We start from the raw sequence: 13,540 nt of genomic DNA, 5'->3' as shown, positions 1-13,540 counted from the left end.
CAGCCCCGGGGCTCGCGATCGGCGGCCGGCGTTCGGCAGGCTGGTGATCAGGAGCGGATCACCGAGCGGGGTCCGCCTTCTGCCAGCAAGATCGCCGGGCTGGACCAGCGCCGCACGATCCCTGCGAGCCCTCGGCGCGGCACCCCGCCCCGGGGGCTCGTGCCATTTCCGGCCGTTTTACCCCCGGCCCTCTCCCCTCGGCCCCTCCTCCCCGGACCACCCACCCTCATCGCCGCCGCTCGTCGCCGCCGAGGGCCCGCCGCAGCGCGCGGCCGTTGTGGACGGCCGCTGTGCGCGATCGAACCCTATGGGGCGTGATCGCCTGCAGTGATCCTCCGCATACCGGGGTGCTTCATGGCATGAAAAGTCGAGGCGCTAGCGTTGACCCAGCGGCCACCTGCTCCCCCGGGCGGCGTGGAGGGAGTATGGGCCTTGAACTTCGTGGCGGCGATCGGATCCTCGTGGATCTGCGCCCTGGCGCTGTTCGCCGTACTCGGCGACGCCCTGCTCCCCTTCATTCCGAGCGGGACGCTGGTCATCCTGGCGGTACTCAAGACGGAGCAGATCAGTGGCGCCCCGGTGCTGCTCGGCCTGGGCGTGGCGGTGGCCTCCTTCCTGGGCGACGTCCTGCTGCTCCACCTCGCCCGGCGCGGCGCCCCGGTGCTGCAGCGCCGGCTCGCCCGGCGCCCGAAGCTGGCGGCCAGCGTGGCCCGGGTCCAGAAGTCCCTGATCGCGCGCCCGCACGGCGCGGCCGCCGCGATGGTGGTGATCGCCCGGTTCGTTCCGGCCGGGCGAACCGTCCTGGACCTGGCCATCGGCCACTCCACCGCCCATCCGCACCGCTTCCTGCACTGGTCGGCGCTGGCGGCGCTGGTCTGGGCCGCGTACATCGTGACGCTGGGCTGGCTGAACAGCCACTGGTTCAACACGGCCTGGCTGAGTCTGGCGGTCTCCTGCGCGGCGGCCACTGCCATCAGCACCGCGATCGCGCGAATAGTGCGCCGCAACCGGCGGCTGGCCGCGCTCTGACCGACCCCGCCCCGACCGGCGCCTTCGGGCTGCGGCCGGTACTTTCCAGCCGCAGGGTCCCGCCAGGAGCACAATTTTCCCTAACGGGCGATGAACCGCGCCGAGCGCCGACGAACTCCGAACAGGCCGGACACGGCGGCGGTACCGTACTTCCCTGACGTCGCGCCGTGCGAACCGTCACAGGACCGCAACAGACGACCGATCCCTGCAGCCCAACCGGGCGTGCCCGGCGTGTTGACTGTCGTCGGGAGCCCAGCGCCCTTGGTGGCCGCTGAGGCGACATGACATGCTAACGGCGGAATATTCATCAATTGCCCGATTTGACCGGTGCGGCCCCGTACCGCCCTCACCACCGGAATCGGCACCCAGGGGAGACCATGACCAGCATCTCGCGCAGGACGGTGCTCAGTGCTACCGCCGCGACCGCAGCCCTCGGCGCGGTCGCAGCCTGTTCCAGCGGCGGATCCGGTTCGGGGCAGGACTCCGTCTCCTCCTCTGGCGGCGGCACGGGCAACGGCAAGAGCAGCACCACAGACCCTACCCAGGCGGTGGTCCCCAAGGGCACCCCGATCGGTGACGGCTCCAACGCGGACACCGGCCCGCAGCCGAATCAGCCCAAGCCCGAGAAGCTTAAGCCGGGCGAGCGCCCGCCGCAGTTCGTGGTGTTCTCCTGGGACGGCGCGGGCGGCACCGACGACGGCCAGTTCCCCCGCTTCCTGAAGCTGGCGGAGCAGTACAAGGCCACGATGACCTTCTTCTTGTCCGGGATCTACGCCCTGCCCAAGGGAAAGTCCGAGCTGTACCACCCGCCGAAGCACTCGGTCGGCGCCTCCGACATACCGTACCTGTCGGACGGCGCGGTGAAGAGCACCCTCAAGCTCGTCAGCCAGGCCTGGCTGGCCGGGCACGAGATAGGCACCCACTTCAACGGGCACTTCTGCTCCAGCCGCCCGGACAAGAACGGGGTCAACATGTGGACCCCGGAGGACTGGCAGAGCGAGATCGACCAGGCGATCGGCTTCGTCACCCAGTGGCGGACCAACACCGGCTTCACCGACGTCGACCCGCTCCCCTTCGACTACAAGAAGGAGCTCATCGGCGGCCGCACCCCCTGTCTGGAGGGGCAGAAGGCGCTGCTGCCGACCATCGCCAAGCTGGGCTGGAAGTACGACGCCAGCTCCGCGGGCGGTCTGCAGATATGGCCGCAGAAGGTGCAGGACGGCAAGGTCTGGGACTTCCCGCTGCAGTCCATCCCGTTCCCCGGGCACACCTTCCAGGTCCTGTCGATGGACTACAACATCCTGGCCAACCAGTCCGGCGGCAGCACCAAGGGCGACCCGTCCAAGTACGGCGACTGGCGCACCCAGGCCACCAACTCCTACCTGGCCGGCTTCGAGCGGGCCTACAACAGCAACCGCGCGCCGTTCTTCATCGGCAACCACTTCGAGCAGTGGAACGGCGGCATCTACATGGACGCCGTCGAGGAGGCGCTCAAGGCCATCGCGGGCAAGCCCGAGGTCCGGCTGGTCTCCTTCAAGCAGCTGGTCGAGTGGCTGGAGGTGCAGGACCAGTCCACCCTGCGCAAGCTGCGCACCCTCAACGTCGGCCAGGCTCCCTCCGGCGGCTGGGACAGCTTCCTGGGTGCGGCGGGCTAACGCGCCGGAGCGCGGAACAGCCGGCTCCGGGCTGAGTCCGGTACGGCCAGCGGATTGTTCGCACCCCGCCGGCCGTCGTCGTACGGACCGGGTCTGCTACCCGGCGGCGGGGACGTCCGCGAGCAGGCCGCGGGCGATGCGGTCGGCCCCCACCTCGCCCCAGAGGATCGAGTAGTGGTTGGTGTCCGGGACCAGCGAGGCCGGGACCCGCTCCCGGTCCAGCCCGGAGAGCTTGATCCGCTGGTGGTCGTACAGGCCCTGCGGCTCATCGAGCAGGCCGCGCTCCGCCCAGAGCAGTTCGGCCGGGCAGGGCAACCGGTGCACGGCGCCGGCCGCCTCCCGGTCCAGCAGGACCTGGGTGCCGTCGGTCTGTACGGCCTCCAGCACGCAGGAGGAGCGCAGTTCGGGCTCGGCGCCGATGAGGTCGCGCTGGGTGTAGGCGTCGATCCCCTCGGACCAGTCGTCGCCGTAGGCCGGATGGCGGCGCCAGAACGCCCGGTAGGCGTCGCGGTCCGGGAAGGTCATCGACAGCCGGGCCAGCGCGGGCCCGAGCACTACGGCCAGGGCGTCCTCCTCGCGGACGCCCTCCGGGAGCGGGAAGCTCACGGCGCCGTCCACCAGCAGCACCCGGCGGACGAGTCCGGGGTGCCGGACGGCGGCCAGGGCAGTGACCCAGGCCCCCATCGAGTGGCCGGCGACCACGGCGGGCCCCACGCCGAGGGCTGCGATCAGCGCGGCCACGTCGTCGGCGTGCCGGGCCAGCCCGTACGGTCCGGCGACCGCGCGGCTGGCGCTGCGGCCCCGCAGGTCGGGCGCGAGCAGGGCGACCCGCCCGGCGAGCCGGCGGGCGACCTCGTACCAGGCGAGGCCGTTGGCGGTGATGCCGTGCACCGCCACGACCGTGGGCGCTTCCGGCCGCGCGGCGGGCCAGCGCAGGACGGACAGGTCCCCGCCGGGCACGGGGACGGTCAACTCCTCGGGTTCCATGGGCGATTGGCTCACGTGGGGGTACCTCCGGTGGGACTGGCGGTCCGCACGCCGACCGGGGTGCGGACCGAGCGGGCGGATCGGGCGGCGCGGATGCGGGCAGGCAGTCCGGCCAGGCCGCCGGGGAGCAGGTAGACCACGGCGACGAACAAGGCGCCCAGCAGGAAGAGGGGTTGGGAGAGCGGCACGCGCAGGGCCGCGGGCAGGTCGGCGACGGCCGTGGAGTTGGCGAGGTCGCCGAGCCGGTGGCCGGCCCAGGTGTAGAGGACCCCGCCGAGCAGCGGGCCCCAGCCGGTCCCGGAGCCGCCGAGGACCACCATGACCAGCAGTGCGAGCGTTGCGTCCGAGGTGACGGCCTGCGGGGTTGCACCACCGGTCAGCAGCAGGTAGACCACTCCGCCCAGCCCGGCGAGCGCGCCGGCCAGTACGAAGGCGACCAACTTGTAGCGGTAGGGCCGCAGTCCGAGCACCTCACCCGGCGCTCGTTCTCCTTGATGCCCTCCCAGACTTGCCCGGCTGGCGAGTTGACGGCCCAGTGGATCGCGGCGACGGTCAGCACCAGGTAGCCGACGGCGATCCAGTAGAGGTTGGCGGTGTTCTCGATCCCGAGCAGACCGGAGAGCAGCAGATCGGCCGGAGCGGAGCATGTGACCGACTCCTGAGGGTGCGGCGGGTGGATGCCGGAACCGTAGGTGTGCGGCGGGAACGGCGACATGTGCCCGGGCGACGCATCAGCCCGTCGGGATGTGGCTCCGGTCGCCATACCGCTGGTCCGGCGCCGCCCTCCGGACATCTGGGTGTGGCCTGCCGACACGGGTCCGCATCCACCCATGGCGGTGGCCGCCATGGCTGCGGCGGCCCGCGCCCGGGCCGCCGCTGCCGATGCCTCCGATGCCTCCGATGTCATCGCGGTCGTCGCTTCCGTCGGCCTGACGCCCACACCCGTCCGGCACAACCGGCCGGATCGCCCCCAGAGGACCACTCCCGGAAGCGATCCGGCCGTTCGCGTACCAGCGGTGGCATCGCCTGGCCGCCGCAGTGTCGAATCCGCTGCATTAGCACCAACGCCAGCCACAGTGGCCGGGAACCGTAGCATCTTCACGCTTGCGCGGTGATCATTTCGCACAGCGGTTGCGATCACCCGTACGCTCCGGGAGAGTTGAGCGAGCCAAGGATCCCGTGTACCCGGAGGGGAAGCTGGGTAGTGCACCGGGATCCCGCATTCGAAGCCGCCGCGCAGACCAGGCGCAGACTCACAACTGAACCGGTCGCACACAGTCCATGAGCTGGACTCCATGCGTTGGACGGCCCGGAAACTGTCGGATTGACCGCAGTTCACCGGGCCGAGTTCTGCCCGGGCGGCTTCGGGGCGAGGCGCAGGCACCGCCGAGCAAAGCGAGGCGCAATACTCCGGGGGAGCAACTATGACCATGCCGTTCTCGCGACGAAAGGGCGACGGAACGGCCCGCCACGGGCACGGTCGAGACGGGGACGGTGGCGACAACCACGGCCGGAACGGGCGCAACCATGACATCGAGCAGCTCGACGAGGCGGCCCTGCGCGCCGCGCCGGTACCCGAAGCCCCCTACGACTACGGCCACTTCAGCCGCCTCGCCGGCCCGGCGGTCGATCCGGACGAGGACCGGGAGCTCGGCGGCGGCGTCTACCGCCCGAACCCGGGCAACGACCCGGAGCCCGCGGGAACCGCCGCTCCCTACCGTGTCCAGTACCGCAGCCTGCTGCGCCACGAGCCGCACCGGATCCGGGCCGCGCTGCTGCTGACGGCTGCCCCGCTGGTGGAGGCGATCCTGCTGGTCTGGCTGCTGCTGCCGGAACACTGGCCGCAGCGTCCGGACGAGACCAACGTCCTGGTGCTGCTCGGGGACAAGGTGATGATCGGGATCATCGCTGTGGTCGAGGTGTTCCGGCTGGTCAACGTCCTGTCCAACACCCACGCGACCCTGGTCGCCCGTGATCCGATACCCGTGACGCCGGAGTCGGGCACCCGGGTCGCCTTCCTCACCACCTGCGTGCCGGGCAAGGAGCCGCCGGAGATGGTCCGCGCCACGCTGGTCGCGGCCCGTTCGGTGCGGCACGAAGGCCCGTACGACGTCTGGCTGTTGGACGAGGGAAACGATTCTGCAATGCGCGCCCTCTGCGCCGAACTGGGCGTGCACCACTTCAGCCGCGTCGGTCGGCCGCACTGGAACCAGCCGAAGGGCCGGTTCCGCGCCAAAACCAAGCACGGCAACTACAACGCCTGGCTCCAGGCGCACGGCGACGACTACGACTTCTGGGTGTCCGTCGACACCGACCACGTTCCGCTGCCCGACTTCTGCGAGCGGATGCTCGGCTACTTCCGCGATCCCGACGTGGCATTCGTGGTCGGCCCCCAGGTGTACGGGAACTACCGGAGCTCGGGTTCCGCCGTCACCAAGTTCAGCGAGAGCCAGCAGTACCTCTTCCACGCCCTCATCCAACGAGCCGGAAACCGTTACGGCGCGCCGATGTTCGTCGGCACCAACAACGCCGTCAGGATCCGCGCGCTCCAGTCGATCGGCGGGTTGTACGACTCCATCACCGAGGATATGGCGACCGGCCTGGAGTTCCACCGGAGCCGAAACCCGGAGACGGGGGAACGCTGGAAGTCCGTGTACACCCCGGACGTGCTCGCGGTGGGCGAAGGCCCGTCCTCCTGGACCGACTTCTTCTCCCAGCAACTGCGCTGGAGCCGCGGCACCTACGAGACCCTGCTCACCCAGTACTGGCGGGTCGTGTGGCGGCTGTCGCCCGGCCGACTGCTCAACTACTCGCTGATGGTGGGCTTCTACCCGATGGCGGCACTCACCTGGCTGCTCGGCGGGGTCTCCAGCGTGCTCTACCTGGGCTTCGGCGCCTCCGGCGTCCACGTCTCCTCGGAGATCTGGATGATGCTCTACAGCGACGCCGCCGCGCTCCAACTCCTGCTCTACACCTGGAACCGCAAGCACAACGTGAGCCCGCACGAGCCGGCCGGCTCCTCCGGGGTCGCGGGCATGGTGATGTCGGCGCTCTGCGGCCCGATCTACGCGGCCTCGCTGCTGCAGGCGCTGGTACGCCGCCGCAGCCGCTTCGTGGTGACACCCAAGGGCCGTGAGGCCAGCGCCGACCGGCTCGGCACCTTCCGGTTCCACCTGTTCTGGACGCTGGTGTTCGGCGCTGCCGTCACCGCCTCCTACTGCACCGGCTACGACCACGTCGCGATGCGGACCTGGGCCTGCATCGCCCTGGCGCTGACCCTGCTGCCGGTCCTGATCCTGGTTGGCGACGCCGTCCGCCGCCGCCGGGCCCGGCCCACCGCGACCCTCACCGTGACCGGCGGCCCGGCCGCGACCCCCAAGGTCGTCCTGGAGAAGCGCAACCCGCGCCACGCCCGAGGCCCCCGAACAGCACCGGCGGCGGCACCGGCAGCAGCACCGATTCAGGCCGAGGCGCTCGACAGCCCGACCCTCACGCTCCGCCTGGCCGCGCCCGACACCCCGACGGTCTCGCTCCGCCTCGTCCAGCCGGACGACCGCGTACCCGGCCGTGCACCCGACCACGCCGAGAGCGGCACCTCCATCCACTGATTCAGCCCCCACCGCCTTCCGAGGGGACCAACCACCGTGAAGATCCACAAGACCGGCCGCACCAAGCGCTTCGCGCTCGGCAGCACCGTCGCGCTGACCGTCGCGGGGATGAACGCCCCGGCCGTCCTCGGCTTCGCCAGCGACCAGTACCACAACTACGTGATCAACCGGCCCGAGTACAAGGCGCAGTACGGCCACTGGCAGACCCTCTCGCTGCCCGCCGAGTTCCGGGTCAACGCCGTCCACGCCACCCTGCTGCGCACCGGCAAGGTGCTGATCGTGGCCGGTTCCGGCAACGACGAGAAGCAGTTCAACGCCGGCAGCTTCAAGAGCCTGCTCTGGGACCCGGCCAAGAACACCTACAAGCTGATACCCACCCCCGCCGACATGTTCTGCGGCGGCCACACCTCCCTCCCGGACGGCCGGGTGCTGGTGGCCGGCGGCACCCAGCGGTACGAGAAGCTGGACGGCACGGTGAGGAGGGCGGCCGGAGTGATGCGGGTGCGCAACGAGAGCCCGGAGCGCGACCGCGCCTTCCCCAAGGGCACCGTCTTCGTCGCCCCGAACGGCCGCGAGTACGCCACCACCGTCCCGGTGACCGTCCCCGCCGCGACCAAGACCGGCTCCGGCAAGCAGACCACGGTCACCGCCGGCGAGCAGCACGTGTTCGTCGAGGCGGTCGGCGATGGCCCGGACTTCGTGACCAACTCCCCGGCCCAGTACCGGGTCAAGGGCCTGACCGGCACCGACGCGCACGATCTGTACGGGCAGAGCGAGAAGATGACCCTGGACAAGCAGGAGTACCAGGGCATCCGCTCCGCCTTCGAGTTCAACCCGGACACCGAGCTCTACGAGCAGGTCACCGACATGGCGCACGCCCGCTGGTACCCGACGCTGACCGGGCTGGGCGACGGCCGGGTGGTCACCGTCTCCGGGCTGGACGACACCGGGCAGATCCTCAACGGCAACGACAACGAGGTCTACGACCCCAAGAACAAGACCTGGGCCAAGGCCCCCGACCGGTACTTTCCGACCTACCCGTCGATCTTCCTGACGGCCTCCGGCAAGCTCTTCTACTCCGGCTCCAACGCCGGTTACGGGCCCGCCGAGAAGGGTCGCGAGCCCGGCGTCTGGGACCTGTCGAACAACAGCTTCCAGCCCGTCCCCGGCCTGCGCGACCCGGGCCTGACCGAGACCTCCTCCTCGGTGCTGCTGCCGCCCGCGCAGGCGCAGAAGGTCATGGTGCTGGGCGGCGGCGGGGTGGGCGAGTCACCGCTGTCCACGGCCCGCACCGACATCGCCGACCTCTCCGCCGCCAAGCCGTCCTTCACCCCGGGCCCGGACCTGCCGGCCGGCGGCACCCGCTACCTCAACAGCGTGGTCCTGCCGGACGACACCGTGTTCACCACCGGCGGCTCCAGCGGCTACCGCGGCAGGGGCGACAGCGACCTGCTCAAGGCGCAGGTGTACCACCCGGATTCCAACAGCTTCACGACCGCCGCAGAACCGACCGTCGGCCGCAACTACCACTCCGAGGCGCTGCTGCTGCCGGACGGCCGGGTCGCCGTGCTGGGCTCCAACCCGCTGTTCGCGGACAAGGCCGAGACCCAGCCGGGCGGTTTCGAGCAGCGGATCGAGATCTACACCCCGCCGTACCTGTACCACGGTGACCGTCCGGAGGTGACGGCCGCGCCGGAGGCGGCGAAGCTCGGCGGCACCCTCAAGGTCGGCACCTCCCGGCCGGAGGGGGTGACCACCGCCAAGCTGATCCGGCCGAGTTCGGTGACCCACGTGACCGACGTCGAGCAGCGCTCGGTGGCCCTGGACATCGCCGGGCGCACCGCCGACGGGGTCTCGCTCACCCTCCCGGCCAACCCCAACCTGCTGCCGCCCGGCTGGTACATGCTGTTCCTGACGGACGCCGCCGGCACGCCGTCGGTCGCCCGCTGGGTCCAGGTCACGGCGTAACGGGTAACCGCCGGACAGGTCACCGCCAGGCGGGTCGCGGCGCAGCAGGTCACCCGGCGGCCGGAAAGCGGGTCAGCCACCGAGCGGGTCAGCGCGTCGCCTGGGCCAGACCCAGCGCGTACGGCAGCCAGAACTCGCCCGCCCGGGGCTCGCCGCGGCCGCACTCGCCGTCGGACTCCCCCGGGTTCTTGATCCACAGGTAGGCGTCGACATTCGGCCGCCCGGTCTCCACGGTCGGCGGCTCGCCGAGCGCCCGGCCGGGCGGGTTGCACCAGGAGTCGGCGCCCAGCGAGCCGTTGCCGCTGCGGCTGGTGTCGATGACGAAGTGCTTCCCGCCCAGGGCGGCGGAGAGCCGGTCGCCGTACGCGACGTTCCGGTCGGTGGGGTAGAAGTTGGCGACGTTCACCGCGAAGCCGTCCGCCGCCGCGATGCCGGACTTGCGCAGGGCGGTGGCCATCTCGTCCGGGTCCTGCGACCAGCCCGGGTTGCCCGCGTCCAGGTAGACCCGGACGTTCGGGCGCTTCTTCAACTCCTGGACGGCGAAGGCCAGCAGGCCGTACCGCTCGGCGGCCAGGTCGCCCTTGATCCCGCAGTTGTCCAGGGTGTGCGCGACGGCGTCCGGCTCCAGGACGACCCAGGCCTTGCGGTCGCCGAGGGCCTGCGCGACGCCGGTGATCCAGCTGCGGTAGGTGGCCGCGTCGGGGGCGCCGCCGGCCGAGTACTGGCCGCAGTCGCGGTGCGGGATGTCGTAGGCGACGAAGACGGCCGTCCGGCCCGCCACGGCGGCCCGGCGGCTCACCTGTTCGGCGGTCTGCTCGGCGCCCTGCTCGCCGAGCCACTGGGAGGAGGGCTGGCCGGCGATCCGCAGCAGGGCGTCGGCCTCCGCCGTGCGGCCCTGGCTGCGCAGCGTGGCGACCTGCCGGGCGGCGTTGGTCTGGTCGGAGACGTAGAAGGCCTGGCCGGGGAGCTGGTCCAGGCCGCCGGGTTCAACCGTCGCGCTGGAGACCCCGGCGCTGGGGGCGGTCTTCGCCGCGCCGGCGTCCGAGCCGCTGCAGCCGGAGACCGCGAGCACCGTCAGACCCGCGACCAGCGCGGCCCACCGAATCGTTCCTGCCCGTCCCACCCCGCGCACGTACCGCCCCTTCGAGCCGGCTCCGCCCCCGGACCGGTCCGGCGACCGGTCGGCACCAGCTAAGCACACCCGGCCCCGACGGGCGGTCAACAGCCGTGAACGGCAAGTGGCCGTGGGCGAAAGGCAATCCGATCCCGTCCGCCCACGGCCACCGAGCCTCAGCCCTGCCGCCGACCCTGCGATCAGCCCTGCTTCAGGTCCGGCACCTGCCAGTCGATCGGCTCACCGCCGAAGCCGTCCAGCGCCGTGTTGATCTGCGAGAACGGACGGCTGCCGAAGAACAGCTTGGCGGACAGCGGCGATGGGTGCGCTCCCTGCACCACCACGTGCTTCTCGGTGTCGATCAGCGACAGCTTCTTCTTGGCGTAGTTGCCCCACAGCACGAAGACCACCGGCTCCTCGCGCGCGCTCACCGCCTTGATCACCGCGTCGGTGAACTTCTCCCAGCCCTTCGCCTTGTGCGAGTTGGCCTCGTGGGCGCGGACCGTGAGCACCGCGTTGAGCAGCAGCACGCCCTGCTCGGCCCAGTGCATCAGGTAGCCGTTGTCCGGGGCCGGGATGCCCAGGTCGGCGTCCAGCTCCTTGAAGATGTTGCGCAGCGAGGGCGGCGTCTTGGTGCCCGGCAGCACCGAGAAGCTCATGCCGTGGGCCTGGCCGTTGTCGTGGTACGGGTCCTGGCCGAGGACGAGCACCCGGACCTTGTCGTACGGCGTGGCCTCCAGAGCGGCGAACTCCTGGCCGCTCGGCGGGAACACCTCGTGCTCCGCGCGCTGGGCCGCCACGAAGGCCGCCAGCTCCGCGAAGTACGGCTTCTCCGTCTCGGCGCCGAGCACCTCGCGCCAGGACTCGGGCAGCTCCAGCCCGCCGCCCGCGCCGGCCTCGACCACGCCCGCCTCGACCGTGTCCGTCACGACATCTACCTCCCACACCGCGGCTGCTGCGCCGCCTGCCCTCTTACACCCCGAACGCTACACAGCCCCACCGACAGCTCACTCCACAGGAGCCGCCTCGGCCGCCCTGGCGACGGCGGCCGCCCGCACCACCCGGACGTGCTCCACCGCGTTGAGCAGGACCAGCAGCCCCGCCAGGGTCACCAGCACCGCCAGCGCCGGCAGCCGCACCATCGCGGGCAGCAGTCCCAACACCACCACCGCGGCGGCGATCCGGGTGGTCGAGACCTGACGGAACATCATCCAGCGGGTGTAGCCGAAGGTCAGCAGGTACAGCCCGCACCCGCCGTACAGCAGCGCCACCGACCCGGCGCCGAGCGTCTGCCACGGGTCCGCGACCGTCTCCTCGAAGCCGACCGCCACCCCGATCACCCCGGCGGCCAGCGCCAGGTGCCCGTACTGGAAGATCCGCCGGACCACGTCCCGCCGGGAGTCGGCGACCTCCACGGCGTGCCGCATCGCGTCCGCCGCGAACACGAAGTACTGCCACCACAGGCCCGCCGAGATGGTGAACGCGGCAGCCACGGCGGTGAGTTCGGCCGCGTCCAGCCGGGCGCCGGCCGCCGAGACGCCGATCCCGACGATCGACTCGCCGAGCGCCACCAGCAGGAACAGCGCGAACCGCTCCGGCATGTGCGACGGGTGGTACGCCACCGTCGCGAGCCGTCGCCGGAACACCAGCGGCGCGGCCAGGTCGCAGAGCGCGGCGGCCGCCCACAGCGCCAGCCGCGGCCCGTCCGACAGCAGCCCGCCCGCGAGCAGCAGCGGCCCGCTGACCAGCACGCCCGCGCCGTACGGTCCGCGCCAGACGCCCGGGATGCGGACCAGCAGGAGCAGCAGCACCACCCGGGCCAGCCAGTACGCGGCGCCAAGCAGCAGGCCGCGCCGGCCGTACGCGGCCGGGATGGCGAGCGCCATGAACAGCCCGGCCAGGCCGACCAGCAGGATGCCGAGGCGGTCGCGGGGGTTGTCCACGTCCCGGATGTTGGCCTGCACGGTGGTGCCGACCCAGCACCAGTACACCGGCACGAACACCACCAGTGCCCGGACCAGGCCGGTGAGGTCGTGCTGGTGGTGCAGCAGCCCGGAGACCTGGGTGATCGCGAAGACGAAGACCAGGTCGAAGTAGAGCTCCGCCCAGGTGACCCGCTTCTCGCCCAGCCCCTCCGCTTCCCCCGTCGCACTCATCCGCGCCCTGCCTCCCCAACCCCACGGACCCGACCGGCCCTACGAACCCGACCGGGCACCACGAACCCGACCGGGCACCACGAACAACGAACCCACGAAACAACGCGCGAAAACAACCCACGGAAACGAACCCCGCGAAACGGAGCGGCCCCGCCCCGGCGCTCGGCCGGGACGGGGCTCGCGACAGCACCGCAGAGGCTAGACCAGCTCGACCAGGTCCGCGATCGACTTGACCACCCGGGTCGGCCGGTACGGGAAGCGCTCCACGTCGGCGGCGGCGGTCAGGCCGGTGAGCACCAGGATGGTCTCCATGCCGGCCTCCATGCCCGCGACGATGTCGGTGTCCATCCGGTCGCCGATCATCACGGCGGTCTCCGAGTGGGCACCGGCGGTGTTCAGCGCCTCGCGCATCATCAGCGGGTTGGGCTTGCCGACGAAGTACGGATCGACGCCGGTCGCCTTGGTGATCAGGGCCGCGACCGAGCCGGTGGCCGGCAGCACGCCCTCGGGGGAGGGGCCGGTCTCGTCCGGGTTGGTGCAGATGAACCGGGCGCCCTGGTTGATCAGGCGGATCGCCCTGGTGAGCGCCTCGAAGGAGTAGGTCCGGGTCTCGCCGAGGACCACGTAGTCGGGGTTGTTGTCGGTCAGGACGTAACCGGCCTGGTAGAGCGCGGTGGTGAGCCCGGCCTCGCCGATCACGTACGCGGTGCCGTTCGGGCGCTGGCTCTTGAGGAACTTCGCGGTGGCCAGGGCGGAGGTCCAGATGCACTCCTCGGGCACCTCCAGGCCCATGCCGGCCAGGCGGGCGCTGAGGTCGCGCGGGGTGTAGATCGAGTTGTTGGTGAGCACCAGGAAGGGCTTGCCGGACTCCCGCAGCCTGCGCAGGAACTCCTCCGCCCCGGGGATCGGCGTGCCCTCGTGGATGAGGACACCGTCCATGTCGGTCAGCCAGGACTCGATGGGCTTGCGGTCTGCCACGTGCGTGTCTCCCGAAGTGTTGCAGCGTCTTGCGTGGGGCCCTGA

At 71.3% G+C, this 13,540-nt stretch carries 9 protein-coding genes and 1 pseudogene; 4 read left to right on the top strand and 6 right to left on the bottom strand.

Features of this window, described 5'->3' with window-relative positions:
- Positions 1–441: 441 nt before the first annotated feature.
- Together ACWC9T_RS12635 and ACWC9T_RS12630 are read left to right on the top strand one after the other, a co-directional pair.
- Positions 442–1,029: a DedA family protein gene (locus ACWC9T_RS12635; protein WP_449821094.1), complete on the top strand. Its 588-nt coding sequence runs from the start codon at positions 442–444 to the stop codon at positions 1,027–1,029.
- 377 nt (positions 1,030–1,406) lie between these two features.
- Positions 1,407–2,684 (top strand): hypothetical protein, encoded by a 1,278-nt coding sequence (locus ACWC9T_RS12630; RefSeq protein WP_449821037.1) that lies wholly within the window; start codon positions 1,407–1,409, stop codon positions 2,682–2,684.
- A gap of 96 nt (positions 2,685–2,780) precedes the next feature.
- Here the strand turns inward: ACWC9T_RS12630 and ACWC9T_RS12625 are convergent, their stop codons facing one another.
- Both ACWC9T_RS12625 and ACWC9T_RS12620 read right to left on the bottom strand, forming a co-directional pair.
- Positions 2,781–3,671 carry an alpha/beta fold hydrolase gene (locus ACWC9T_RS12625; RefSeq protein WP_449821093.1) on the bottom strand — a complete coding sequence of 297 codons (891 nt, stop codon included), beginning with the start codon at positions 3,669–3,671 and terminating at the stop codon, positions 2,781–2,783.
- Between the two features lie 11 nt (positions 3,672–3,682).
- Positions 3,683–4,314 (bottom strand): annotated as a pseudogene (locus ACWC9T_RS12620) (branched-chain amino acid ABC transporter permease); the annotation flags it as partial.
- A 781-nt stretch (positions 4,315–5,095) separates the two neighbouring features.
- Here ACWC9T_RS12620 and ACWC9T_RS12615 point away from each other — a divergent pair.
- On the top strand, positions 5,096–7,279 hold the full coding sequence (locus ACWC9T_RS12615) for a glycosyltransferase family 2 protein (protein WP_449821036.1): 2,184 nt from the start codon (positions 5,096–5,098) through the stop codon (positions 7,277–7,279).
- Positions 7,280–7,315: 36 nt separating this feature from the next.
- Positions 7,316–9,247: a galactose oxidase-like domain-containing protein gene (locus ACWC9T_RS12610; protein WP_449821035.1), complete on the top strand. Its 1,932-nt coding sequence runs from the start codon at positions 7,316–7,318 to the stop codon at positions 9,245–9,247.
- An 88-nt stretch (positions 9,248–9,335) separates the two neighbouring features.
- Here ACWC9T_RS12610 and ACWC9T_RS12605 read toward each other — a convergent pair whose 3' ends face one another.
- The 4 genes from ACWC9T_RS12605 to ACWC9T_RS12590 form a co-directional block, all read right to left on the bottom strand.
- On the bottom strand, positions 9,336–10,379 hold the full coding sequence (locus tag ACWC9T_RS12605) for a glycoside hydrolase family 6 protein (protein ID WP_449821034.1): 1,044 nt from the start codon (positions 10,377–10,379) through the stop codon (positions 9,336–9,338).
- A 182-nt stretch (positions 10,380–10,561) separates the two neighbouring features.
- Positions 10,562–11,290: a uracil-DNA glycosylase gene (locus ACWC9T_RS12600; protein WP_449821033.1), complete on the bottom strand. Its 729-nt coding sequence runs from the start codon at positions 11,288–11,290 to the stop codon at positions 10,562–10,564.
- Between the two features lie 78 nt (positions 11,291–11,368).
- Entirely contained in the window at positions 11,369–12,517 is a 1,149-nt protein-coding gene (locus ACWC9T_RS12595) for a low temperature requirement protein A (protein ID WP_449821032.1), read from the bottom strand.
- Positions 12,518–12,715: 198 nt separating this feature from the next.
- Entirely contained in the window at positions 12,716–13,495 is a 780-nt protein-coding gene (locus ACWC9T_RS12590) for an HAD-IIA family hydrolase (RefSeq protein ID WP_449821031.1), read from the bottom strand.
- Positions 13,496–13,540: the final 45 nt, after the last annotated feature.

It is taken from the genome of Kitasatospora sp. NPDC001159 (assembly GCF_053598235.1).
Note: the sequence above shows the minus strand (reverse complement) of the source record. Positions and strands in the feature narration are given on the sequence as shown.

What these genes read in the sequence shown, in the direction of transcription:
- ACWC9T_RS12630 (WP_449821037.1), top strand. Translation starts at nt 1,407, where the DNA reads ATGACCAGCATCTCGCGCAGGACGGTGCTCAGTGCTACCGCCGCGACC.
- ACWC9T_RS12625 (WP_449821093.1), bottom strand. Translation starts at nt 3,671, where the DNA reads ATGGAACCCGAGGAGTTGACCGTCCCCGTGCCCGGCGGGGACCTGTCC.
- ACWC9T_RS12595 (WP_449821032.1), bottom strand. Translation starts at nt 12,517, where the DNA reads ATGAGTGCGACGGGGGAAGCGGAGGGGCTGGGCGAGAAGCGGGTCACC.
- ACWC9T_RS12615 (WP_449821036.1), top strand. Translation starts at nt 5,096, where the DNA reads ATGACCATGCCGTTCTCGCGACGAAAGGGCGACGGAACGGCCCGCCAC.